17 protein-coding genes are annotated in these 24,841 nt (G+C 46.0%); 1 reads left to right on the top strand and 16 read right to left on the bottom strand.

Annotated elements, in window-relative coordinates; translation table 11 throughout:
- Nucleotide 1: 1 nt before the first annotated feature.
- The 15 genes from ACJ8M3_RS10140 to galU all read right to left on the bottom strand — a co-directional run bounded on the left by ACJ8M3_RS10140 (nucleotide 2) and on the right by galU (nucleotide 21,177).
- Nucleotides 2-1,768, bottom strand: coding sequence for a type I secretion system permease/ATPase (locus ACJ8M3_RS10140; RefSeq protein ID WP_033650615.1), 1,767 nt, complete (start codon nucleotides 1,766-1,768; stop codon nucleotides 2-4).
- A 380-nt stretch (nucleotides 1,769-2,148) separates the two neighbouring features.
- Entirely contained in the window at nucleotides 2,149-4,788 is a 2,640-nt protein-coding gene (locus ACJ8M3_RS10145) for a beta strand repeat-containing protein (protein ID WP_089196815.1), read from the bottom strand.
- A gap of 310 nt (nucleotides 4,789-5,098) precedes the next feature.
- The gene (locus ACJ8M3_RS10150; RefSeq protein ID WP_089196814.1) at nucleotides 5,099-6,076 is read right to left on the bottom strand and encodes a polysaccharide pyruvyl transferase family protein; all 978 of its coding nucleotides are present in this window, start codon (nucleotides 6,074-6,076) and stop codon (nucleotides 5,099-5,101) included.
- A gap of 11 nt (nucleotides 6,077-6,087) precedes the next feature.
- A complete protein-coding gene (locus ACJ8M3_RS10155; protein ID WP_145957719.1) occupies nucleotides 6,088-7,611 on the bottom strand; it encodes a hypothetical protein in 1,524 nt (507 codons plus the stop codon).
- Nucleotides 7,612-7,700: 89 nt separating this feature from the next.
- A complete protein-coding gene (locus tag ACJ8M3_RS10160) occupies nucleotides 7,701-8,759 on the bottom strand; it encodes a glycosyltransferase (RefSeq protein ID WP_158524116.1) in 1,059 nt (352 codons plus the stop codon).
- 535 nt (nucleotides 8,760-9,294) lie between these two features.
- The gene (locus ACJ8M3_RS10165) at nucleotides 9,295-10,314 is read right to left on the bottom strand and encodes a hypothetical protein (RefSeq protein ID WP_145957718.1); all 1,020 of its coding nucleotides are present in this window, start codon (nucleotides 10,312-10,314) and stop codon (nucleotides 9,295-9,297) included.
- Nucleotides 10,315-10,375: 61 nt separating this feature from the next.
- Nucleotides 10,376-11,527: a glycosyltransferase family 4 protein gene (locus tag ACJ8M3_RS10170; protein ID WP_089196810.1), complete on the bottom strand. Its 1,152-nt coding sequence runs from the start codon at nucleotides 11,525-11,527 to the stop codon at nucleotides 10,376-10,378.
- Nucleotides 11,528-11,636: 109 nt separating this feature from the next.
- The gene (locus ACJ8M3_RS10175; RefSeq protein ID WP_320204662.1) at nucleotides 11,637-12,698 is read right to left on the bottom strand and encodes a glycosyltransferase family 4 protein; all 1,062 of its coding nucleotides are present in this window, start codon (nucleotides 12,696-12,698) and stop codon (nucleotides 11,637-11,639) included.
- 90 nt (nucleotides 12,699-12,788) lie between these two features.
- Nucleotides 12,789-13,958: an EpsG family protein gene (locus ACJ8M3_RS10180; RefSeq protein ID WP_158524115.1), complete on the bottom strand. Its 1,170-nt coding sequence runs from the start codon at nucleotides 13,956-13,958 to the stop codon at nucleotides 12,789-12,791.
- A 71-nt stretch (nucleotides 13,959-14,029) separates the two neighbouring features.
- A complete protein-coding gene (locus ACJ8M3_RS10185) occupies nucleotides 14,030-15,118 on the bottom strand; it encodes a glycosyltransferase family 4 protein (RefSeq protein WP_145957717.1) in 1,089 nt (362 codons plus the stop codon).
- A 139-nt stretch (nucleotides 15,119-15,257) separates the two neighbouring features.
- Complete coding sequence (locus tag ACJ8M3_RS10190) at nucleotides 15,258-17,447, bottom strand: polysaccharide biosynthesis tyrosine autokinase (protein ID WP_442514659.1); 2,190 nt, start codon at nucleotides 17,445-17,447, stop codon at nucleotides 15,258-15,260.
- A gap of 16 nt (nucleotides 17,448-17,463) precedes the next feature.
- Nucleotides 17,464-17,898, bottom strand: coding sequence for an arsenate reductase/protein-tyrosine-phosphatase family protein (locus ACJ8M3_RS10195; protein WP_089196805.1), 435 nt, complete (start codon nucleotides 17,896-17,898; stop codon nucleotides 17,464-17,466).
- A 15-nt stretch (nucleotides 17,899-17,913) separates the two neighbouring features.
- Nucleotides 17,914-19,047, bottom strand: a complete 1,134-nt coding sequence (locus ACJ8M3_RS10200) for a polysaccharide export protein (protein WP_060440721.1) — start codon at nucleotides 19,045-19,047, stop codon at nucleotides 17,914-17,916.
- 295 nt (nucleotides 19,048-19,342) lie between these two features.
- The gene (locus ACJ8M3_RS10205; RefSeq protein ID WP_089196804.1) at nucleotides 19,343-20,236 is read right to left on the bottom strand and encodes a sugar phosphate nucleotidyltransferase; all 894 of its coding nucleotides are present in this window, start codon (nucleotides 20,234-20,236) and stop codon (nucleotides 19,343-19,345) included.
- Between the two features lie 41 nt (nucleotides 20,237-20,277).
- The gene (gene galU, locus ACJ8M3_RS10210; protein ID WP_089196803.1) at nucleotides 20,278-21,177 is read right to left on the bottom strand and encodes a UTP--glucose-1-phosphate uridylyltransferase GalU; all 900 of its coding nucleotides are present in this window, start codon (nucleotides 21,175-21,177) and stop codon (nucleotides 20,278-20,280) included.
- 644 nt (nucleotides 21,178-21,821) lie between these two features.
- Here galU and ACJ8M3_RS10215 point away from each other — a divergent pair.
- Nucleotides 21,822-23,405, top strand: a complete 1,584-nt coding sequence (locus tag ACJ8M3_RS10215) for a TerC family protein (protein WP_046686711.1) — start codon at nucleotides 21,822-21,824, stop codon at nucleotides 23,403-23,405.
- A 31-nt stretch (nucleotides 23,406-23,436) separates the two neighbouring features.
- On the opposite strand, the gene dcuC is transcribed toward ACJ8M3_RS10215, so the two are convergent.
- Nucleotides 23,437-24,789, bottom strand: a complete 1,353-nt coding sequence (gene dcuC / locus ACJ8M3_RS10220; RefSeq protein ID WP_033642456.1) for an anaerobic C4-dicarboxylate transporter DcuC — start codon at nucleotides 24,787-24,789, stop codon at nucleotides 23,437-23,439.
- Nucleotides 24,790-24,841 lie beyond the last annotated feature (52 nt).

Here is a 24,841-nt window from a genome sequence, read left to right on the forward strand (position 1 = left end):
CTTAATTAGTTTGAGTTTTAGGGATATCGCCTTCATCCGGCTCGGAGTTCACCGCACGCACCGCCTGCGGAGGCACCTGCGCTTTTTGCGCATTCGCCAGGGCCTGCAATACCTGCTGCGTTGGGCCAAATGCATTGACGTTCCCGTTAACCAGCAGCAACAGCTTGTTGGTCATCGCCAGCAGATTGGTGCGGTGAGTAATCAGGATCACCGTTTTATTGCGCTGTTTAAGGAACGTAATGGCCTGGTTCAACGCCCGCTCACCGGCATCGTCCAGATTGGAGTTGGGTTCATCCAGCACGATAAGAGACGGATCGCCATACAGCGCACGCGCCAAACCGATACGCTGTTTCTGGCCGCCGGACAACCCGGCGCCACCGCTGCCGATCACCGAATCATAGCCATTGGGGAAGCGCAGAATCAGCTCATGCACGCCGGCCAACTTGGCGGCCTCAATCACTTTCTCCGAGTCCAGCTCGTTGAAGCGGGCGATGTTCTCCGCGATGCTGCCGGCGAACAGTTCAATATCCTGCGGCAGATAACCGATATAGGGCCCCAACTCGTCCTTGTTCCACTGGTAGATGTCGGCATTGTCCAGTCGCACGATGCCTTCACTGACCGGCCAGATGCCGACCAATAGACGCGCCAGCGTCGATTTGCCGGAGGCGCTTGGCCCAATAATCCCCAGCACGTCTCCCGGCTGAACGGCGAAACTGACGTTATGCAATACCGCGCTCCCCTTCGAGCCCGGCGGCGTAGCGGTCACCCCTTCAACGGAAACCACCCCTTCTGGCCGCGGCAGCGACATGCCGGTACCGCGAGGCGGATGCTGTTCCAGCAGGCGCACCAGACGCTGATAAGCCAGCTTGGCGGAGCTCCAGCTTTTCCATACGTTAATCACTTGCTCGATCGGCGCCAGCGTGCGCCCCATCAAGATGGAACCGGCGATCATCATGCCCGGCGTGATGTGCCCATCGATCGCCAGCCAGCCCCCCAGCCCCAAAACCAGCGACTGGAGCGACAAACGCACAAACTTAGTGATCGATGTCACCCGCGATGCCCGCTCGCTGGCGATACGCTGACTATTCAGGAAGCGCTGGTGTAAACCGAACCAGCGTCCCTTCAGGTTAGGCAGCATCCCCAGTGCTTCGATCACTTCGGCATTGCGCAAATTCGTGCTGGCCAGATTGCCTGACATGATTGAAAGCCGGCTGGCATCCGCCAGCGGCTTCTTCGACACCACTTCGTTGATCACCGCCAGGGCGATCAACAGCAAGGAGCCCACCAAGGCGAACAACCCCAACCAAGGGTTAAACAGGAAAATCACCAGCAGATAGATCGGGAACCAGGGCGCATCGAAGAAGGCAAACAGCGCACTACCGGTCAGGAATTGGCGCACGTTGGTCAGATCGCTCAGCATCTGGCCGGCATCGGACGAGCCGTTCTTTAAATTCGCCTCGTAAGCCGCCGTATAAATGCGCGTATTGAGGCGCATGTCCAGCTGGCTGCCGATGCGGATCACCACCATGCTGCGCACGTATTCCAGCAAGGACATCATGCCGAACATCCCCAGCATGATCAGCGTCAGCATTAACAGCGTGATTTCATTGCGCGAAGGCAGCACCCGGTCGTAAACCTGGAGCATGTAAATGGAAGGAACCAGCATTAACAGGTTAATAAACGCAGTAAATATACCAACGGTCCAGAAGACTTTGCTGCGTGTACGTATAACATCCGCAATTTCGTTGCGCGGGATAAATTGATTCACGTTCTGCCCTTACATCATGTGCACTGTCAGTCCAATCCGCATTGACCCCCTACCTAAAGAAATTCCTAAAAAAAGAATTATCCCGAGAAGGCTCACCCCAAAGAAATGCCCGAGACTGCAGATACTTTCGTTAACTATAGGTAGAGAAAGTGAAAACCGGCAAGGTGGGTCATAAAAAAAAAGCCGGTCAACGCGCCTGACAAAAGCCCAACAAAACAATGCGATATGAGAAAATAAAAGCAGGGAGGGAAGAGAACGAAATGGAATAACTTAGAGAGGATGACGCCGCTCACAAAATTAAACATGCGGGGGATTACGCCCCCGCATTATTTAACCCCAAATAGTTCCACATGGAATTATTTGTTATTGCAACTTTACCCCTAGGCGTAGTGCAGAGTATCCACCAATTGCTGGTGGTTCTGGCCAGTCAGGTAAATGACCGTATCGTTGGCATCCAGCGTGTGGTTATTGTTATTGTCAATAATCACATAGGAGTCAGCATTGTTACCTGTCCCGCTGAACACCACAGAGGCCACACCCACTTTCCCGGTCAGCGAGTTTGGATTGCTCAGCCCCAGGATGCCGCCCAACAGGCCGACGACGCCGGTAGTCAGACCGCCAACCAACGATCCCAACAGCGCATCCAGCGTATCTGCAGCGCGAGTACCGTAGTCTGATACCGCAGTGCCGGTATTGGACAAGGTCAGGCCGGAAGCGGCATCGACGATCTTGTCTTTCGCGGTGCTGAAGTCGGTGATGGTGACCCCCGCCTGCGAGTTACTGGATTTCAGATCGTAAGTATTCGCTCCGTTACCGCCAGTCAGCGTGGTGTTACCCAGCACGTTGAAGCTGTCGGTCGTCGACGTCCCTTCCACCGTCAATTGGTAACCGTTCAGACCCAGCGTGTTCAGCAGCGGAGTCAGCAGCGCCGTGGTAGCCGCACTCAACGGCAAGGCTTTCAGCAGTTGCACGATAATACCGTCACCGGTACCCGCATGGCTTGAATCCAGGTTCAAACCACCGGTATTGGCAGAGGCATTGATGTCGCGCACGTTGCTGTATCCCGCGCCCACGGTCAGGTTCAACGCATGGTCGCCGGTCACGTTGATATTCTGAACCTGCGCGTTGGTGCCTGCCAGAGACAGAATATTGCTGAACGCACCGGTCCCACCTGAAGCCACGTTCACCGTCGTCAGCGCGGTGCCCAACAGCGCACTGCTGCTGCTGTTCAGGCTGATGGCGCCGGCATTCACGTTCGCCGAGCTCACCGCATCAAAGTTGATGTTGAAGTGGTCGGTGGCGTTTTGGACGAAGGTGAAGTTCAGCGTACTGGCGGAGGTCGCGTCACCTTTCACTTCCAGCTGTGCGGCGTTACCGCCGGCGGCGTTGATGACGTTGACGTTAGCCAGGCCGGAGATCACGAACCCTTGCGCACCCAGGTTGGTCGCTGCCGCGTTCTGGGTGACAGTGCCCCCCGTGGTGCCTTCCACCGTGGACGTGCCGTTGGTCAGGCCAAAGTCGAAGGTGTTGGTCGGTGTTGTGACGGTAGTGGTAGTCGGTGAACCAACCAGCGGTGTCGTAATCAGCGTACCAACAGACTTGCCGATATAACCGGTCAGATCAATCTGCTCGAAGTTCGAGAAGTTGTTGGCGTTACTGGTTACGGTGCTGGTACGAACGCCCAGGGCGTTCTGGTTGGTCACCACGGTTTTGGTGATGAAGTTGGCGGAGATGGAGTCCGTCCCTGCGCCGCCGTCAGCCTTGACGGTATTGGCGACGGTGTTGGCCCCGCCGGCGACGGCGTTACCCGCCCAATGCAGGCTGTCGTTGCCGGCGCCGAGGTTAAACTTCGCCGTGCCGGTCGCGATGTTTGCCGTCGAAGTGACGACTACGTTATCCGCACCCGAGCTGGCGTTCAGGATCACGTTGCCGTTATTGACCGTTACCGCAACCCCTGGGTTAACGCCGTTATCAGACAGGTTAACCGTAGCCGCGCTGGTGCCGTTGATAGTCAGGTTGGCCAGGTGATCGGCAAACTTCAGGTTGACCAGGCTGGCTGTGCTCGCATTGAGTTGAACATCAGTCAATACCGCCGTTTCAGCATTGCTGATCTGGTGTGACAGCCCCGAGTTGATCGTACCAATGGCATTACCACCGGAAGCAGATGACGACAAGGCTGCAGCAGTGTTGTAAACCAGACTGGTACCAATCTGGTACTCAAAGGCATGCTGTTGCGTAACTGTAGTGGCATCGGTAGCCGTCGAGTTACGTAAGTCATTGATGATAGCCTGCGTAATGACAGATTTGTTCGTTCCCAAGGCGTTATAAGTCGCTAGTTGAGAAGCAGTAGCGTTCACACCATACACACCATTAAAAATGTGCTGGATGAACGCATCACCAGTTAAGTTAGCGCCTTTCTGCTGAAACTCAGAGGAAGCAAGAAGTTTTTGAGTCAGAAGCGCGAATGTGTTTCCTGGCTGCAATAAGTAAGTAGTCCAAAAACTCAAACCACTGGCGTCGGCAGCTCGATAAGGAGCAGCCAAATAAAGCGAGGCAACCTGCTCTTGATTGGCCAGCGCTACGCTCCACTGATTCCACGCCGCAGTACCGTAATTACTATACAGCAGAGCATCAACGTGGTTGTCGAGGGTGGTTTGTGCAGCCAGGTTAGTACTGTCGAACTGCTTATAGTTTAATAAGTTATCAATTGCGCTATAGATAGCACTATTCAGCGACGTAGTACCCAAAATGCCCTGGAGAACGCTGTCAGCCGGTGCAGTACCATAAACCTTGGTATAAACCGTTCTTAAAATATCCAATGAAGTGCTTGAGCCATACAAGGCTTGCCCTTCAGCAGAAGCCAGCAGGTTACCCACGTATGTCTGTGCGGTAATTTGTCCCGTCCGAATTTGGCCAGCATCAGCATCAAAAGCCGCTGGACCGGTAAAAGTACTATGACCCAGAACAGCATATTGAATCGCTGCCACAACCTTCTGGTACAGCAAAACTTGAGAAGCCATAAGTATATCCTCAAAATTAAAAATTTATTTCAGATATCAAAAAGTTAACATAAATAAAAAAATAAACATGCGAATGCACGCCAGTTAAGGAAAGATCAAAAAAGCAGGGTTGTCAAACAGCAAAAAGAAAACAAACTAAAGATAATCCTATAAGAAAAAACATTAATGAATGAAAACAATCCACATAAACACTTACTTAACAAGCAATACATTTCCTTGCGAATAATAACGCACGAAACAGTATAGAGCATGATTAAAAAAGAAATAAAAACTCAACAAAAAACTCTCTAGTAAGATTATTAAAATAACACTAATCAATAAACTTCATACAATCCCTAATCAAAGAGCATGAATAATCAAGATGTTTATCGCCATTCGCGACAACTGTATCATTATTTATTTTATCGTTTGGCAAACCAAAATTTCTCGTCACCCTCCCTCTACTATCAACATCAATTCGATTAAAAAAATCAAGCAGACCATCAAATCGGCAATTATCTATCTTGTTTTTAAAGCCACCATTGATAAAAATGACAGGTGTCCCCATCGCCAAACAAGGCAATGCGGTATGAATACGTGACGTGACAACCAACTTAGCCGAAGAAAGTTTTATTAAAAAATCATGAGCCATTTCAATGCCGACTTCATAGGGAGCGTAAGGAACTATTTGAGTCACTACTTTGACTTTCCTTAATAGCTCCGCATCGAAGCATTCCTTAAGAACCTTTTTCTTATGAAAAAACTCTGCCACACGCCCATTAAGAATTCGTTTGGCCAATCGCAGAGGTTGCCGCATGAGTTCAAACGGTGTCAGGGCGTCATACATAACATCAACAAAATAAATATCATCCGAGCAGGAATTTCGCTTATATGTTTTGCCTAATGTCAAAGTCATACACCCCGAGTAATATGCAGGTATACCATATTTCTCGAGCAAGCTTACCGTATAGAAATCCCGGCATCCTATAGGAGCATGTTGCTTCAGGTGATAAATAGTTTCAGCAGAAAATATTTTATTTTCAACCGAAGCATTGATATGCACAGACGTATAAAAGGGATAAACATTACAGGAGGGTGGGAAATTTTCTGGTGAGTCCATATACCATGCATTCATTATCACCTTCACTGGCTCCCCATGATAACTACCTATAGCATCACGTGGAATTGGGATATCACACGAAGGGAGAAACTGCCTGGCGGCAAGGGTTTGTACATAATCACCTAAATTAATCCACCCTCTTTTACGGTAAAGATCACTTTCGTAAGTCAGAAATCCATACTTTGTCATTACAACCCCCTCTAACTGTACTTCAGTTTCCTAAGCAACTTGAGAAATGATGCTCTATCATCAGAATCAAAAACGATAAAGAAGAACATTATAGCAACAAAAAACAAGTTAAAAAAAGAAACCATTAACAAAGAAAAATAACCATCAGGAATCTTATCTTTAATATAAAGACAAGTCAAAACTGAAATTATTGCCACAATCAAAAATTTTGGGAGAAGCTTAACCAAAAAAACATTCAGATTACAGAGAGGAAAAATACTTTGCGTCCACAAAACTCTTAACACGAGCAGTATCAGCACGCACAGCGCCCTTATAAAAAGAACAAAATAGATTGAATAATGCAAGAAAAATAAAGCGGTCATCAACAGAACGGAAAACCCAAGAATAAGAGATATGACCAATTGATATCTTTTTAACTCCCCCTTTGTATATATAGCAGTAACAAAAGGATTGGATAAGGAATCAATGAACGCATAAACAATGACAATTCGAATAAAACCGGGGAGATAATCTGGCACATCACCAAGCCATACAGTACTCACGAAATCAGCAAAAACAAAAACAGGCACACCTGACAATATCGAGGCAAATGCAGTCAGCTTGCAAGATAGAAAAATTAAGCAATTCATCTCATCATAATGCCCCAAAGAGCCACTCTTAATTATTTTCGGAGCAAAGGCCATTTGCAGAGCACCAGTAACCCGATTAAAGGCGTTCAGGACCTGTTCAGCTAACCAGATAGAAGCATTAGCGACCAACCCTACAAAGTAATAAGCTAAGAATGCAATTGATTGGGAAACACTTACAATACTGAACGCACCTAACAATGGCCAACGAGAGAATAACAGAACCTCCTTTAAAAAGACCAAGTCAATATCTCTTGAGAAAAACCCTCTATATAACCGAACGTATTTTGAACAAAAATAAACGTACACAATAAAAACAAAAACAAAACCAATGAGAACAAGACAAGAATAAGAAACAACTTTATTTTGAAAGTCGAAAGACGAGAATATAAAAACCATCAACCAACGTTGAAAAGCATCAAATACTCCAACCTTAGCAAAAAAAGACATCTTTTCCGTGGCGAGAAAGTATCCCATAAGAGGTGTCTGCATAATTTGAAAAAGGAGTGTTATTATTGTGAATTGGTACAACAGGAAGATATCGTTAGTGCTTACAGTTGAAGAATTCACTTGCGACAAAACAAACCATAAGCCTACCGTTTCCGCCAAAAAAAAGACAAGGATACAGATCCCCAAGTACATAATAATAATAGAGGCAAACCTTTTTTCAAATTGCTCACTTTCTTTTGCCACCTCAACAGTAAGAAATCTTTGCGTGGAAAGTGAAAAAACATTTTGAATGAAAGCAAACAAAAAGATGACACTACTAACAAGGCTATAGAGACCAAAATCAGAGACGCCAAGAGAATTTAGCGCCATACGCGAGGTATACAAAGTGACAAACATCAATATCAACGTTCGGCCATATAAAGCAAAAGAATTAAGCAGCAACGTTTTCCTATTATTCACGTCCCCTCCCTTCCTGTTCACTGGCGTCATATTTCAGTCAACAAGGAAAATTTTTAACACCCTTATAAAAATAGAAAGGTATACGCTGATTATGTCACTTTTTTATTTTCCCTCTTGAAGAAAAAATCTGATATTTTCTTACTCAACTCATACGCTTCGAAATCTGCACTGCCAATATTATAAAGTGAGTCATCTTTAAGATAATTAATCATTCCATCTCTAGCTGGTGAGATAACAGGTATATTTCTCGCCAAAGACTCAAGCATTATTAATGGAACCCCTTCATATCGTGATGGAATGACAATGAAGTCTATATCTTTAGAATCTGTCCAAACATTATTTTTCCACCCTAAGAAAACGACTTGGATGTTCGGAGAGAGGTTAGCAGCCAACTCCCTTAATCGCTTGAGATCCGGGCCATCGCCAAAAACTCGTAATTCAAGAGGGAATTTGATATTTTTTAATGCGTTAATAAGTATATCCTGTCCTTTTTGACGAAAAAGCACCCTCCCCGCCATGACAACTTTCAACGTTTCATTTGATGGTATAAACTCATATCCTACGCCTCTTATTTCAGACATTTCTGGCCTGGTGACAAAATTCTCCAAAACCCGGACAGCAGCATTACTATTTTTGGTAGTGATATCCTTAGCTGTCGCATCGCAGATGGTGAAAAAACAGTTGCAGTTTTTATATACGAATTTGGCAAAGAAATCTTTAACGGAAGGAGCCCAGCTATCCATCTTTTTGAAGCTATGCGTATAGGGAAGGTAACTAATAATATTTTTCATCCCCAGAATTTTCCCTGCATTGATAAAAACAGCACCAAATTCTATATCGCCTTGAATTACAAAGGTGAAGTCATGTCGTTTTTTTATCCTAGTAAGGAAACTGGCCGCATGAAAAATATGCTTTGGATTCAAAAAGGCATGAATTATTTCTATATTTCCATGGCGAACATCATGGAAATCGTGTTTTATTTCTGACGCTTGCAATAGCTCAGATAACTTTTTGTTATCAAAGGGAATGTAGCACACTATCTCTATCCCTTTTTTCTTGAATCGCCTTAGATGAGCGACCGTCATTAATTCATGACCACCGAGAATGGATGCTGTAAAAATAACTGCGACTCTCCTGCCTTTTAACATACACCCTCGTAAAACAGCTAGAACCATTAACAGCCCAGAAAAGTATAGCAACTGAGGAGAAAAACACTGGAAAGATTATCCCCAAATAACCAAAAACATCCATTTTTATTGGCGGATTCTTTGCCTCAGCTCACATTTTTACACATAATAATATTCTTACCATGATTAAAATAAAAATGCAAACAGAGTCATTTTTTGCCTCCTCGGCCTAATCCATGTAAAGCAATCGGGGAGTAATTACATGATTTAATAAGAAAAAATTTGGAAAAAGAAAAGGCAAAGGAATGAACAAGCAAAAAGGAGGTGCATAGCACGAGTGAGGATAACTGCTGAGGTGGGAAGCCTAAAAAAACCACTTTGGACTGGTAAAAATAGAAAAATGTGCTAACAGCGGACAAACGTATCTTTTACAATATAATAACTCTTGATAAGTTAGCACCCTCAATTAACTGCGCACAAAAAAAGCCATGTTTAAAAATAAACATGGCTTTTATCTGTTATACACTTGGCAACTACAATATAAGCATATGATTATTTAACGCTCAGCGCCACTGTTTATCGTTTTTAAAGCACCGCTAAACTCTTTCGTCACCATTTTTTCTGACAAGTCATTATTGAGGATGCCGAAGCTATTTTCTCTCTTATTCTTATCACTACCATCATCGATAAAGTCATACCACCAGACACCGGCAATATAGTTCATTTTGCTTGCTAATGTCATATACTCATAAGCGTACTGTGCAACTTCACTGTCAGTCAGGTTAGCGCCACCTGGATAGGCTGGATATCCAACCTCTGTAATATAAAACGGCACCATTTTTCCAACAATTTGGCTCAACTCTTCCTGATAGAGTTCGATTCGTTTAAGATTAAATTTTGGGTCGGCAACCGTTCTGTTCTGATAAGAATAGGGATGAAGAGAAATACCATCAACATAGTTGAGAATGCCCAATTTAACCAACATTACTCCCCACTCTTTATCATCGTTACCAAGAGGATTGAAACCACCTGCAATAACTTTAGCTGCAGGGTTCTCTTTTTTGACTGCCAGTGAAGTTGCCTTAACTAGCTGAAAATAAGCCTCAGCAGAGGCTTCACTCACGGCCTCGTTCGAGTTGGCACTACGATGCGACCATTCATTCCAAACTTCGAAGATATCAGCCTGACCTTTAAAATGCCTTGCCGTCCATGCTGCATAATTCACGAAAGCTGCTGACGCTTCTGGTGTAAGTGGTTTGCCGCCACCGTAGTTCTTATTCCCATAATCCAATATAATTAAAGGGGAAATCCCACTTTTTTTAGCGATACTGATAACACGGTCGGTCGTATCTTTTGAGCTATTCAGAACACCTTTTTGAATCTCGACCAAGCTCCATGGATAGTCGGTCCGAAAGGATTTAACATGGTACTTCTCCATCAAACCGATAAGTTCCTCAGCACTTCCTTTAAATTGATTAGGGTGTACACCAACACCAGGATAGAATGCGTATGAGTATCCAAAGCCTGAGGCAATATAAATTGAAGCAATCAGGAGAATATGCACTAATTTTTTCATGATAAAAACCTCTCAAAAGCCTGGCATGTGGGCCACTAATATTATCTAGAGATAACTCATATCAGTACTCAATCATTTTTGAGCTATTGAACACCTTCCATTTATCACTTATATATTTCTCCATTTCCTTATGGAAACGTGAAACGGAAAATCGTAAAGCATTATCACGACAATCTTGGGGTAGAATAGATGACTCAATGTTTTCAAAATGCTCGATAGCTTCGACAACAGAAGTAACGGTTTGATTGGCAAAAAATACCCCTGTCGCTTTCGATACACCAAATGGACGCACCGTTTCTAAGGAGCCACCTTTGCCAAAGGCAATCACTGGCGTGCCACAGGCCTGAGCTTCAACAGGTGTAATGCCGAAATCCTCTTCAGCAGCAAATACAAATGCCTTAGCTTTCTGCATACACTCAAGCATAACCTCATTTGACTGATAGCCGAGAATCTCGACATTGCTTTTAGCTTTTGCCTTGATTTTAGCCATTTCAGAACCATCGCCAATCACAACAAGCCTTTTATCAGGCATGTGACCAAAAGCTTCGACGATTAAATCGATCCTTTTATAGGGAACCATACGTGATGCAGTAAAATAGAAGTCTTCTTTGTTTTCCTGATAGGAAAAACGCTCGACATCAACCGGTGGATATATAGTGTCTGCATCTCGACCGTAGACTTTTTTAATTCGCCGAGCAATAAAATCAGAGTTAGCGATAAAATGGTCAACGCCGTTAGCGGTGCGATAATCCCACATTCTCACTTTATGCAGAATCCATCGCGCAAGATGTCCTTTCACCCCCCTGTCCAGACCTGACTCTTTCAGGTATTGATGCTGTAAATCCCACGCATAACGTATAGGGGAATGAACGTAACTGATATGCAACTGGTCTGGGCCTGTCAGGATCCCTTTTGCTACTGCGTGACTGCTTGATAGCACAATATCATGCTTTGAAACATCAAGCTGCTCTATCGCAAGTGGCATAAAGGGTAGATACTTCTGGTAAGCTTTTTTTGATTTAGGTAATTTTTGAATAAAAGTTGTTGTTGCTTTTTTTCCATGGAAAAAACTGCGGGCATCGTCTGAAAGAAAATCGACCACAGAGTAAAGATCAGCCTCTGGATACATGTCTATAAACTCTTTTATGACACGCTCTGCCCCTGCATAGGTTACTAACCAATCGGCCACAACGCCAACACTTGGATTACTCATCTCGGATTCACCTTAAAAGCCAACATTAATAGCCGCTATAGTTTTAACGGATTAATAATTTCAATTTTTCAATATGGAATTATCCCGTACTTTTTACCGTCACGCTTAATTACAGAACTTCTGAAATAATTTTATTCAGTTTTTCAGCAGAAGAGCTCCAGGAAAAACGGGTAACATTATTCTCACCCTTTCTTTTCAGACTTTCTCTCAGAGATGCATCCTTGTCTACAGACTCCAGAGCTTCAATAATTTCTGCTTTTGAATCAGGTGAAAAGTACACAGCACTGTCGGCAAGCACTTCCTTCAAAGAAGCTCGATCTGATGATATAACGGGACAACCGCAAGCCTGGGCCTCCAACGGAGGTATCCCAAAGCCTTCATAAAATGATGGAAATGCAAAAAATTTGGCATTCTGATAAAGAGCAACCAACTCGTCGTCGTTAACCCGACCGAGAAACTCAATCCTTGGGTCATCTTCAGAGAATTTTACTTTACTGAAAGTACCGGCTCGATCACCTATAATTTTCAATTTAATATCGAGGTTGCTTGCAGAGAATGCCTCGATTAACCCATGAAAATTTTTATGATAATTAGGTGAAGATACGGCAAGCACATATTGATTACTACTATCTATACTGTTGCCTAAAGACGGCTGTGGTGGCTGAAACTCCTTACTAACTGCATTGCTTATTACTTCTACCCGCTTGTTTTCACAACGATAAAATGTCGAAATTTCTTTTTTAGAAAATTCACTGACTGTTAGCAAACATTTCGAGTTTTTTATCATAATAGGAACTAAAGCCCTATACCATAACCGGAACGGCTTCGAGAAACTTTCAGGGAATCGGACATAGGTGATATCATGGTGTGTAACTATTTTGTTCTTATAGAATGCAGGAGCAGTACTACATAGGTTAAGAAGTAACGGAGAATTTAATCGCTTCAGGTATTTGGGCAAAGTAAACTGCTCCCAAAAATGCCCGTTACCACCTTTAACTTCTTGCACATTAAAGTTAGATAGAAACTCTTTTTTCACTACCTGAGTTTTTTCAGGTACAAGGAAGACGACATCATTCCGTATGCCAGCTAGCGCTTTCCCGACCTCTTCGGCAAAACGTTGTACACCGGTTGTCTTTTGGGTTAAAAACCTACCGTTAATATAAATCATCATCCCCTCTTTAACACATCCGGATATGGCTTGCCTGATTTTATTGAACTCATAACTCATCCTAGACGTAAAAATCAGATTCTCACCCTATGGTTATCTAACAAAGTAAAATGCATTTTCGGATATCCAGGGATAGCTATACCATAAATCAAATCCGTCGTTATTATTTGTATAATAAACACCTAATGTCAGCACCCTAAAAACACAGTAAATGACCAAGAAATATCTCAGCACTATACTCATTCTGTAGGCGGAAAGAAAAAGAATGTAACCTAACGCCACCGTCCCTAACATCAAAAATATCCGACCAGACATCAACGGTATTGGTAACCAGATAATATAAATTGCACCACCATAATAGAGTAAGCTCTTCCAATCCTTATGCTTTTCAGAAAAGAAAAATATTGAAGCGATCAACATGACAACCAAATATTTGACATACGAATCTATTCTGTCAAAACTAAATAATGAAACCCGGCCATAATACTCAAGCTTAAATGCCAAGATCCCAATAACCGGCAGACCAGTCAAGGAGGAAGAAAACTTAACGAGCAGAGAGAAAAGAACCAAAACAACCAGAAAGAACAAAACCATTAAATTCTTTTTCTTTCTGTCTTCTGACATCAAAATACGAATGATGAAATAAATCGGTATAGAGGATAAATGTGCAAAAGATGCCAGAAGAAGGGAGAGAATTCCCATCTTGCTACGTAACGTATAAGAAAGAGCAAATAACAAAAAAGGCGTTGCCAACATTTGGCGCATTAACAATGTGCTAATTGTGAACATGTAAAATGTCAGTGATGCCGCGATGCATAGTGACTTTAACTTGTCATCTACCCTATTCAAACCAAATTTTTCTAGCCATAGATAGAAAAGGAAGCTGTTGAGCAGCGCAACAAAGAAAAGAATGCTACTAGGATGAAGGTTTCCAAAAATCATTACCAGAATTTTAAAATAAAGCGAGAGTAAGAACTCCACACCTCCGGCGTATTGAAATATTGTTCCACCATGAAGAATAGAAAGATAAGAAGCATAATAATGGCCGAAGTCATCACTTGCTGATGTCAGATGTACTCTCGAAGCAGAAACCAGAACCCCACAGACCAATGCAATAAGAGAGAAGTAGACCCTTATTGGTTTCGCATTACATAAATCAGAAACGGTTAGCAATAAAATAATAGAGATATAGTAGCCTAACAATGGGGAGAATGGAAAGACTACGATAGGAAAAGTCATAAGCAGCGCGAATAGCACTGGCATAACTCTTATATTCCCGAATGTACCATATGTACTAAGCATAAATTTTTTACATCTCTTTTTATAATCGGTTGCTAGAAATATTTCGCAAGGGCACTGGCCTTATATTTCCATGAATATTTTCCAATATCCTCGCTGGCAGAAGATTCAATTTTCTCACTGCTGGCAGCCATATCGAACGCATATAAGACATCGTTTTCGTCGTGATACTTATATAAACACCCAATAGAAGCATTCAAGTTAATATTGGAATAAATCACACTCAGCCCCGAAGATAAATACTCCCAGAGTTTCATAGGACTACGCCCTACGTTGGCCTGGCTTGAATTGAACAATAGAAGCCCTATTTTATGTTCATTGAGAATGTCACAAACATTTCCATAGTCAATTTCGCCATGGAAGATGACATTACTGTTTTGCCTCTTTATTTCTTCGACACTCTGGCGATACTTTTCATCGATGGGGCCAAATATATCAAAAATGAAATCTGGTCGATTACTGGCAAGGAATGCCAACATTCCAAAGTCAAAGCGGAAATCAAGCGCCCCAACATAAACCGCGTTATTCCGATATCCGCTATTTTTATTATAGAACTCTCTTGAATCATAGCCATTTTCAATGACAGCACAGGTTTTCCCCTCTATAACTGAAGGGTAATTCTTGAAAAGATTGTCCTCAACCACGTTAGAGGTACTGACAATACAATTTGCTCTTTGTATAATCCGTTCCTCATACGACCTTATCTTTTCCCCTGCGATCGACAAATAATCATCTGTAGGTCTGTAAATTAATTTTGTGTAAGTCATTCTCTTTATGTACGGCTCAAAAAAAGGCGTATCGCAGATTATTACATCGTAATGTTTATCAAAAAAATCTCCTGGGGTAAACAACCGCATCGAAAGAAGATTCACCTTTGATAAAAAATAATTATATTTTATTGTAATTGGCAATAATGCTCTTATATTTACTACTTTAACACCCTCGTTGGTTTTCTTGCTACCCGTATTATTTTTTCTTCTTAATACCCAATGAATAAAGCTAAACGGCACCCCAGAAAAACTCACCTGACGTCCTTCGCTTTGTAGTTCATTAGCATAGTGATGGCTACCGATTTTAAAGGTAGATATGCTTCTTGTGTGACTCAGTATGAGAATGCTTTTCATAAAGTGGTACTCTAAAGAATAACAATTATTTGGTGAAACACGTCATAGAAGCGCCATGTTTCAGATATTAAAGGCAGCTACATTGACCAAGAAAATAAAGCTGACATTGATTTAGAATGTCAGCTTTAGTCTTCATCAATTACTTTTTATCTGAATAAGAGTAGCCGTAATGATTGTAGCCATAGCCATAGTAGCTACTTGCTTTTTTCACCATGCCATTCAAGATGCAGCCTTTAACTACAACACCACTCTGTTCAAAGCGCTTGATCGAAACCTCAATTTCCTTCGCGGTATTTTGCTCAAATCTGGCAACCAACAATGTTGTCCCGGCATAGCCACCGATAATCGCCGCATCCGTCACAGCTAAAATTGGCGGCGTATCAATAACAATCAAGTCATAATGCTTGTCAGCCCAAGTGAGCAATGACGCTAAGCGTTCATGCATAAGCAGCTCCGCAGGGTTAGGCGGCACCTGCCCACGAGAAATAAAGTCAAAATTAGCAGAAGCAACGTTCTTTATCGCCTGTTCTACCGGGATTTTTCCTGACAACACATCTGAAAGGCCATCAGTATTTTCGAAACCAAAATTCTTGTGTATATAACCTTTACGCATGTCGGCATCAATGAAAAGAACCTTCTTGCCTGTATTGGCGATCACGGCGGCCAGGTTACTACTCACAAAGGTCTTACCCGCATTTGGGCTGGCACCAGAAATCATCAATACTTTATTGTTGGCTTCCATCATCGCAAAGTGCAGGCTGGTACGTAAACCGCGTATCGCCTCCACAGCCAAATCAGCAGGGTTTTCAACTGCAAGAAATACTGCATCCTTCCGGTTATTTTTAACCGTCGAAATGGACTTGATCTTTTTCTTGCTGTCCAAGCTTTCCTTGATCAACCATTCAGAAACCGGAACGCTCGCATAGACGTTGATACCAAGCTCTTCAAGCTGTTCTGGCGACTCAATACCCCGACGCAAGAACATATTCGCAAGGATTAGGCCAACAGAGAAAACACCGCCCAAGACTAAACTGATCAAAATAATGAGCGCTTTCTGCGGTTTAACCGGCTTAGGTGCAGTTATCGCAGAATCAATGATTCGGACATAACCAATTGCACTGGACTTAGCAATGCTTAGCTCCTGTTGCCGATTAAGTAACTGCATGTACACAGCTCGCCCCGACTCCACATCACGACTTAACCGCAATACTTCTTGTTGTGTTTCAGGCATAGCGGAAACACGCTTGTTCAATTTCTTCTTTTCCTGTTCCAACGTGCTACGTTTTTCTAATAAAGCTTTGTAGGTTGGATGACTTTGCGTGTACAGCTGAGAAACTTCCGCCTCGCGAATCGTCAACTCGTTCAATTGATTATCAACATTGACAATCTGGTTTAAGACAGACTGAGCCTCAAGATTCAAGTCCACGGAATCTTTCTGTTGCCGGTATTGATTAAGCTTGCTTTCGGCAATATCCAGGTCTGAACGGACTTTAGGCATTTGCTCCTGCAAGAAATCGAGGCTCTTGGCATCCTGCGCAGCTTGACGAGCAATGTTCTGTGCCATGTAGATGTTGGCAATGCTATCAAGAATCTCGCGAATTTTAACGGGATCTTCGCCTGTCAACGTCAGGGATAACATCCCTGTATCCTTACCCTGGTCAGCAACAGAGTAAACTTTAAGTAGCTCATTAATTACTTCAAGTTTGCTCTTGTATTTTACGGTAAACTTCGTCCCCGGTTCAGCATCAATTGCATTCACCATCAAGGAAATACCGTTATTCTCTAACAGCTCACCAACATGGCCTTCCAGGCTAATTGCATCGTTTTCAACTTTGTAACGTTTGTTGTCAAGAACGGTCAAAATGATCTCAGGAACACCTTTAGCATTTTCGTTGGCAGGCAAATAGAGTCGGCTAATGTCTAATTTACCGGCTTTTTCTCCATTTAAACGAGACCAACCTTTGCCAAAGACAGGGAAATAATCTTGTTCTACGCTCGCCTGCAAGTTCAATTCATCAACTGCTTTCCCCAAAATCATTCGTGATTGCAATAAAGCAATTTCTGGCGCAGATTGAGGCTGGCTATCTGGCAAAATTTGACTGAGGCTATTTAAAATCGCATTTCCCTGCTTCTGTTCAACTTGAAGCATTGCATCAGCGCGATAAATGGGCGTAGAGAAAAGGCTATACAGAACACCGAGCGATAAAAGAAAAGACGTGACTGTAACAATCAACCATCTATTATCAATTAGTTCTCCGACAAGGCGCCCCATGTCGATACTTTCTGATTTCTCGGTTCCCGAATGAGTTACTTTAATTTTTTCTGACATTGGTAATCCTGAATAGCTATCGGCTTAAGGCGTTAGCCCATTTTTTGGCTGATTCATCAAGAAGCTTAAATACAAATTCGAAAGCCTCATGGCTTTGGCGATAAGGGTCAGCAATTTCACGCTGGCCTAGCCAATGGCCAAATAACATGGTTTTCCCCCTAACCTCAGGGACCAATCGGCATACGGCATCAATATGCCCCTTTTCCATTACAAGAATCAGGTCATACTCACGGCACAGAGATGAGGTAAGCTGCTTCCCCTGGTGCCCATCCAAAGAAAGCCCATGACGTTGAGCAATATCGGCGGCTGTCGCATCCGCAGGTTTATCCACTAAGGCCCCAAGCCCTGCGGAGGTTATTTTTTTATCTGGCAACATTTTTTTTAGCAACCGCTCCCCCGTGGGGGAACGGCATATGTTACCTACACAAACCACTAAAATTGAATCAAACATTTTAGTTAGCCTCAACTACCAGTTATGGATACGCTGAGTACCTTCGGTAAGACTGTTATAACCAGAGATAGTCGGCAGCAATTGAGTGACTACGCGGTTCCAGCGTGCGAGCGGTGCAGTAGTGACATAAACAATATCGTAAGGTTGCAACTGGAATTCTGTCCCCATAACCATTGCCGTGGCATCCGAGGCATTTAGCTGATAGATATTCGCGAGTTTTTTACCTTCAGCGCCACGCAGCGGACGAATAACAAATACCCCCGTCGCATCGGCAAAGTTCTGATCCATACCTTCCGCATTGCCGAGCGCTTCAGTCAAGGTCATACCGCTTCGATCCATTTTCAAGGTGGCTTGCTTTTTAACCTCACCCATAACGAAAACTTTCAGATCGTCATTTCGCGGAACGTAGAGGATATCACCAGGGTAAAGCAGATGGTTTTGTGTCAAATCCCCACGTTGCATCAACGCCTGCAGAGAAATACGCTGTTCTCTGCCATTGTGCGTTAACACCACGTTACGCCAATCCGCATTTTCGGAGAGCCCACCCGCGGCATTGATCGCATCCATAATAGTCAATGGCACGTTCGTAATAGGTTGCTGACCAGATTTGGCGACTTCACCAGTGACATAAGTTTTTTGCGAGCGGAAAGCGGCAATGCTGACATCAACCTGCGGGCTTTCGATATATTGCGCCAACCTGTTGGCAATTTCGATCCGAACCTGCGCCATGGTCTTGCCGACAACTTTCACTTTGCCGATATAAGGATAAAAAATGGTTCCATCGGAATTCACCCAGTTACCGGTATCACTGGCACTGCGATATTGCCCAGCAGGTGTAGTTAACTCAGGGTGGTCCCAAACCGTGACCATTAAAACATCGCCGATACCGATTCGGTATTCATAGTTCTGCAATTCACGCTCAAGTGAAGCGTTAGTTTGTGCAACAACAGGTTTGGGTCGCATTTTTTCAACCAAGCCTGGTGTCATTGGATAAATATTAACCAGCTTATCGAGATCAAAATCGCTATCTTGCTGTTTGACAACCTCTTTACCACTGGTTGAAAGATGAGAGCCCGGCACGATAGTACAGCCGCTAACCACACTGATAGATACCAGAAGCGGTATCAGTTTCCATTGTTTTTTTGCCATCGAGTTATCATCACTTTCAAAGTAAAAAATGCATGTAATGCCAAGCCCCAGGCCAACCATGGCACCTACTGCGGCACTCAGCGAAATGAGTTGTCAATACTCGCACGAAGGCACTCTAAGATGCGCGTTCATTGAGCAAGTGTTGAATTCAGATTTGTTAGACTTAAACTCTCGGAGCATTATTGCATAATTCTTAAAAAAAAGAGCAGCGGCAAGCCCGTCGTTCTTGTCCTAAACATAGCAGCGACCAGTTAAGCATCGTTCTCAACCGGTCATTAAGGGTAATCGATATACTTTACAAAGAAAGCCGCTCAGCCCACTCACGGAAGGCTTTACCCTGCGTTGGATGGCGTAAGCCATAGGTCACGAATGCCCGCAAGTAACCTAGCTTCTCACCGCAGTTAAACGACTCACCAACCAACGCTGAGGCCTCGACCGTCTGATGCTTCAGTAATTCGGCAATCGCGTCCGTCAACTGAATGCGCCCCCAGACGCCCGGCTCGGTTTTTTCCAAAATGGGCCAGATAGCGGCTGAAAGCACGTAGCGCCCAACGGCTGAATAGTTGGATTTCAGCTGGACACCGCTGTCCGGCTTTTCGATGATAGCAGTAATGGGTGAGGATTCGCCTGGCTGCAACACATTGTTCTGGCACGCCACAACGGAGTAATTGCGCAAAACGCGCTCATCCACAGGCTGTATCAACACCTGGCTCAATCCCGTCTCTTCAAAGCGGGAAATGAGATGCGCCAGGTTATCTTTTTTCAGATCGGCTTTAGCATCGTCAAGCAACACATCCGGCAACAGTACCACGAAAGGAGAGTCTCCGATCAGTGGTTTGGCACAAAGCACTGCATGACCCAGCCCTTTAGGTTGCCCTTGCCGAATATGCATCAACGTTACGCCTTTCGGCGTTATCGATTGGACTTCATCCAACAGCTGGCGCTTAACGCGTGCCTCGAGCATCGCTTCCAATTCAAAGGACGTATCGAAATGGTTTTCTATTGCATTTTTAGATGAATGCGTAACCAGAATGATCTCTTTGATACCTGCCGCTACGCACTCATTAACAATATATTGAATCAAAGGCTTATCGACGATCGGCAACATCTCTTTAGGAATCGCTTTGGTCGCCGGTAGCATATGCATACCCAGGCCAGCGACAGGAATGACAGCTTTCAACTTGGTCATGCTCGTCCTCTTCAATCTTGTGAACGTACTCAGCCACAATGTTAGTTGTTATTCAAGGCCAGCTTCAACCATCGCGAGAAATCTTCACCTTCTGTGGCATGGCGCAGACCATATTGCACAAAGGCCTTCATATAACCTAGTTTATCGCCGCAGTCGTGTGATTTACCGCTCATATGGAAGGCTTCCACTATTTGCTCATCCATCAGCATGGCGATAGCATCGGTCAACTGGATCTCATCGCCGGCGCCAGGCGGCGTCTTCTCGAGCAGCGGCCAAATAGCGGCGGAAAGTACGTAGCGCCCCACAACCGCCAAGTTAGAAGGCGCTTCCTCACGCGAGGGTTTTTCAACCACTGCCGACATCGGGGCACTTTCGCCTGCAGCCAGTGCTACTCCCGCACAATCCACTACGCCATATTTTGACACATCCTGCTCTGGCACCGGTTCAACCATGATTTGGCTGCACCCTGTAGCCTCAAAACGCTGGATCATTTTAGCCAGGTTTTCTTTACGCAGATCCGCGGTGGCGTCATCCAGCAACACATCCGGCAACAAGACGACAAAAGGGGAGTCCCCTACCATGGGTTTCGCGCACAATACCGCATGCCCGAGCCCTTTCGCTTGCCCCTGGCGCACCTGCATCACAGTCACATCCGGCGGACAAATGTTTTGCACTTCGTCCAGTAGCTGGCGTTTTACACGCGCTTCCAGCACGGCTTCCAATTCGAAAGAAGTGTCAAAATGGTTTTCAATCGCATTCTTGGACGAATGAGTGACCAATACGATATCTTTGATACCAGCGGCAACACACTCGCTGACGATGTATTGGATAAGTGGCTTATCGACCACCGGCAACATTTCTTTAGGGATCGCCTTGGTTGCCGGCAACATACGAGTTCCTAAACCCGCCACTGGGATCACAGCTTTCAGTCTTTTCTGCATTTTTACTTCCACAAGCAATTAACTGATTTATATAGTATAAACCACACATTTTAGGCAAAGCATGGCAACGCAAACTATTCGATCAGACACGCTACCGCCCTTGGCTTATAGCTGCCAAAACGCTGTTATGAAAATTCCTGTCGCAATCCAATGAACGCTAAGCACGCTTCTGTACATAACTAAGTGCGCGCATCACACGTTGGTATTTCACAGCTTAAAGAACAACGAGAATCTATGCCCTTATAACCGAAAAACACGAGTTATCTTCGCTTATATGGCTAAGATTCTTATACTATTGACTTGCTGATACAAGCCTTAGATACCCGTGGTTAGGTGTTTTCAGAATAAGACTACTAACGCGTAGTAGCCATGTTAATAATAGCATAAGAAACCTATTTCAATACTTTGAAATTATTAAGGTTTAAGGCATGTTTCTTTTATGAACAGTCACGTTCGCATTCTTATACATCGTTATCCCGCTAAGCCGGATACACTTAAACGTGATTCAGATTACTGAGCACTTTTGTCAGCCAAAATAACCTGTTTTCATCCACGTCCTCTCGATTAGAGTTGAATTTTGCCGCCTCAGCGCCCATCATTCCCGTGCGGCATAAGCCGTAGAACTTACAGGTGAAATTGGGCGTATGGAATGGATCGCTGATCCAACAATTTGGGCCGGCCTGGCCACATTGGTCGTGCTGGAAATCGTTCTGGGTATAGACAACCTTGTCTTCATCGCCATTCTGGCGGATAAACTACCAAAACAACAAAGAGATAAGGCTCGTGTCGTCGGTCTGTTGCTGGCGCTGGTGATGCGTCTGGCGTTGCTCGCCTCCATCTCGTGGCTGGCGACGCTGACCAAACCGATGTTCATCGTCGCAGAACACCCCTTCAGCGGCCGCGATCTGATCATGCTGGTCGGCGGGATATTCCTGCTGTTCAAAGCCACCATGGAGCTGAACGAGCGGCTGGAGGGCAAGGATGAAGAGCAGCATGGCACACGCAAAGGCGCGCGCTTCTGGCCGGTGGTGGCGCAGATCGTGGTGCTGGATGCCGTCTTCTCGCTCGACTCGGTGATCACCGCGGTCGGCATGGTCGACCACCTGGCGGTGATGATGATCGCGGTCTGTATCGCCATCGGCCTGATGCTGCTGGCCAGCAAACCGCTGACGCGCTTCGTCAACGCTCACCCGACTATCGTCATTCTGTGCCTGAGCTTCCTGCTGATGATCGGTTTCAGCCTGGTGGCGGAGGGCTTCGGCTACCACATTCCGAAAGGCTATCTCTACGCGGCGATCGGCTTCTCGGTGATGATCGAAGCATTGAACCAACTGGCGCAGTTCAACCGCCGTCGTTTCCTGTCGAAGGTGCGGCCGCTGCGCGAGCGTACCGCCGAGGCGGTACTGCGCATGCTGAGCGGCAAACATGAAGAAGCCGAGGTCGACAGTCATTCCGCCAATCTGCTGGCCGACAGCGACAGCGAAAACGGCGAGATCTTCAATCAGCAAGAGCGGCGCATGATCGAACGCGTGCTGGGTATGGCGCAGCGCACGGTCAGCAGCATCATGACCTCGCGTCACGACGTCGAATACCTTGAGCTGAACGATCCGCAGGAGAAGCTGACGCAATTGCTGGAGCGCAATCAACACACGCGCATCGTGGTGGTAGAAAGCAGCGCCAGCGATGAGCCGTTGGGCGTTATCCACACTATCGACGTCCTCAAACAGCAGCTGGCGCAGGCGCCGCTGGATCTGCGCGCGCTGATACGCCAACCGTTGATCTTCCCGGAACAGCTCACGCTGTTGAGCGCCCTTGAGCAATTCCGCCAGGCACAGACGCACTTTGCCTTTGTGGTCGATGAGTTCGGTTCCGTCGAAGGCATCGTCACCCTGACGGACGTGATGGAAACCATCGCCGGCAACTTGCCGGAGGCCGGCGAAGAGGTGGATGCACGCCACGACATTCAGCAAAACGAGGACGGCAGCTGGATCGCCAACGGCTATATGCCGCTGGAAGATCTGGTGTTGTACCTGCCGATGCCGCTGGAAGAAAAGCGCGAATACCACACGCTGGCGGGGCTGCTGATGGAACACAGCCAGCGCGTGCCGCAAGAAGGCGAACAAATCACGATCGGTGACTACCTGTTCGAGCCGTTGGAGGTCAACAGCCACCGTATCCTGAAAGTGAAAATCACCCCGCCTCCCCCACCGGAGGACTACGAGGTTTAACATTGAGGCCGGGCATTGCCCGGCCTTGGTTTTACTGGGGAACCAGCAACTCCGTCGCCACGATCACCACCACCAGCCCGACAATCACCGGCACCGAAGTGCGCTTCACCACGTCGAACGGTGAGATTTTCGCCATGCCGGAGACCGCCACCACCACGCCGGAGACCGGCGACAGCGTGCGGCCGAGGTTAGACGCCTGCAGCATCGGGATCACCAGATAAGCCGGGTTAACGCCCATTTGCGCCGCCAGTTTCGGGATCAGTTCGACAAACGCATAGAACGGCGCATTGCCGGAGCCGGTGGTCATGGCCGCCAGCATGGTGATCACCACCAGCACCAACATCATGATCAAACCGCCGGTGCCGAACGACTGCGCCAGCCCGATCAACCCGCTGATAAAGCCGACGGTGCTCAACCCTTGCGCGAAGACCCCGGCGGCCACCAACAGCATGACCACGCTGGCGAATGCGTCCGCCATGCCGCGATAGGCTACCTCCAGGCCGCTGAATACCTGTTTCGCGCTGAAACTGCGCACGAACTCAATCAATGCCGCCAACAGTATGCAACCCACCAACACGGTAATGATGTGCAGCTCCGGTCCCCATTTGCCGTCGAAAATCAGCACGCCGAGGATCGGTGTAAACGGCAATATCGCGTAAAATCCCGGCGCATGGGTTTTGATTTCGCTGACGTCCATGATGTGATGCTGTTCATTGCTCTTTCTGTCGAGATAACGCTGCCAGAAAAAATGCGCCACAGCCATGCAGACAATGGCGGCAATCGAGATAGGCAGCGTGGTTTTGAACGCGAAGTCCACCAGCGGCATCTCCGCCGCTTTGGCCGCCAGCACCACGTCGCCGGACGTCGGCGCCAGAATAATCGCCGCCGGCGAAGCGCAAATGGCAGCCGCCGCGCCGCGACTGATGCCCACGTTCACCATCAACGGGAACAGCGTCGCCATCAGCAGCACGCCGAGGCCGGTGGCGGAAGAGACCGCCAGCGACATCAGGCAGGCGACAAAATACGCCGCCACCATCAGCAGATAAGGCGAATTGATCATCTGCAGCGGACGCGAAGCCAGCTTGACGACCACGTCGTTGGCGCCTATATGCGTCATGTAGGCGGCAAAGCCGCACAGCATCATGATCATCATGCCGAGATCGCCGCCGCGGCTCATCAGCAAAATCTTGACGTATTCAATCATATCGGTCGCGCGCCAGCCGGTTGAGGCGGCGCCGGACGGCAACAGCGTTTTCCCCATCAGGGCGCTGATGCCGAGCAGCAGCAGCCCTCCCACCAACAAGACGCCGGTAGCGGAATATCCCTTGATAATATAACGGCCCACGCCCGCCGCGACTGCGGCGCCAATAAGGAGCTCTATCATGTTTCCTCAACTCGTCATTTTTTCGCGCTCAAGCGCACAGTAATAGCAAAAC

This window comes from Serratia sp. CY55921, assembly GCF_052167655.1.
GTDB lineage: Bacteria > Pseudomonadota > Gammaproteobacteria > Enterobacterales > Enterobacteriaceae > Serratia > Serratia ureilytica.

Coding starts and splice junctions, on each gene's coding strand:
- ACJ8M3_RS10145 (WP_089196815.1), bottom strand. CDS start 4,788: ATGGCTTCTCAAGTTTTGCTGTACCAGAAGGTTGTGGCAGCGATTCAA.
- ACJ8M3_RS10150 (WP_089196814.1), bottom strand. CDS start 6,076: ATGACAAAGTATGGATTTCTGACTTACGAAAGTGATCTTTACCGTAAA.
- ACJ8M3_RS10160 (WP_158524116.1), bottom strand. CDS start 8,759: ATGTTAAAAGGCAGGAGAGTCGCAGTTATTTTTACAGCATCCATTCTC.
- ACJ8M3_RS10165 (WP_145957718.1), bottom strand. CDS start 10,314: ATGAAAAAATTAGTGCATATTCTCCTGATTGCTTCAATTTATATTGCC.
- ACJ8M3_RS10170 (WP_089196810.1), bottom strand. CDS start 11,527: ATGAGTAATCCAAGTGTTGGCGTTGTGGCCGATTGGTTAGTAACCTAT.
- ACJ8M3_RS10175 (WP_320204662.1), bottom strand. CDS start 12,698: ATGATGATTTATATTAACGGTAGGTTTTTAACCCAAAAGACAACCGGT.
- ACJ8M3_RS10180 (WP_158524115.1), bottom strand. CDS start 13,958: ATGCCAGTGCTATTCGCGCTGCTTATGACTTTTCCTATCGTAGTCTTT.
- ACJ8M3_RS10185 (WP_145957717.1), bottom strand. CDS start 15,118: ATGAAAAGCATTCTCATACTGAGTCACACAAGAAGCATATCTACCTTT.
- ACJ8M3_RS10190 (WP_442514659.1), bottom strand. CDS start 17,447: ATGTCAGAAAAAATTAAAGTAACTCATTCGGGAACCGAGAAATCAGAA.
- ACJ8M3_RS10195 (WP_089196805.1), bottom strand. CDS start 17,898: ATGTTTGATTCAATTTTAGTGGTTTGTGTAGGTAACATATGCCGTTCC.
- ACJ8M3_RS10200 (WP_060440721.1), bottom strand. CDS start 19,047: ATGGCAAAAAAACAATGGAAACTGATACCGCTTCTGGTATCTATCAGT.
- ACJ8M3_RS10205 (WP_089196804.1), bottom strand. CDS start 20,236: ATGACCAAGTTGAAAGCTGTCATTCCTGTCGCTGGCCTGGGTATGCAT.
- galU (WP_089196803.1), bottom strand. CDS start 21,177: ATGCAGAAAAGACTGAAAGCTGTGATCCCAGTGGCGGGTTTAGGAACT.
- ACJ8M3_RS10215 (WP_046686711.1), top strand. CDS start 21,822: ATGGAATGGATCGCTGATCCAACAATTTGGGCCGGCCTGGCCACATTG.
- dcuC (WP_033642456.1), bottom strand. CDS start 24,789: ATGATAGAGCTCCTTATTGGCGCCGCAGTCGCGGCGGGCGTGGGCCGT.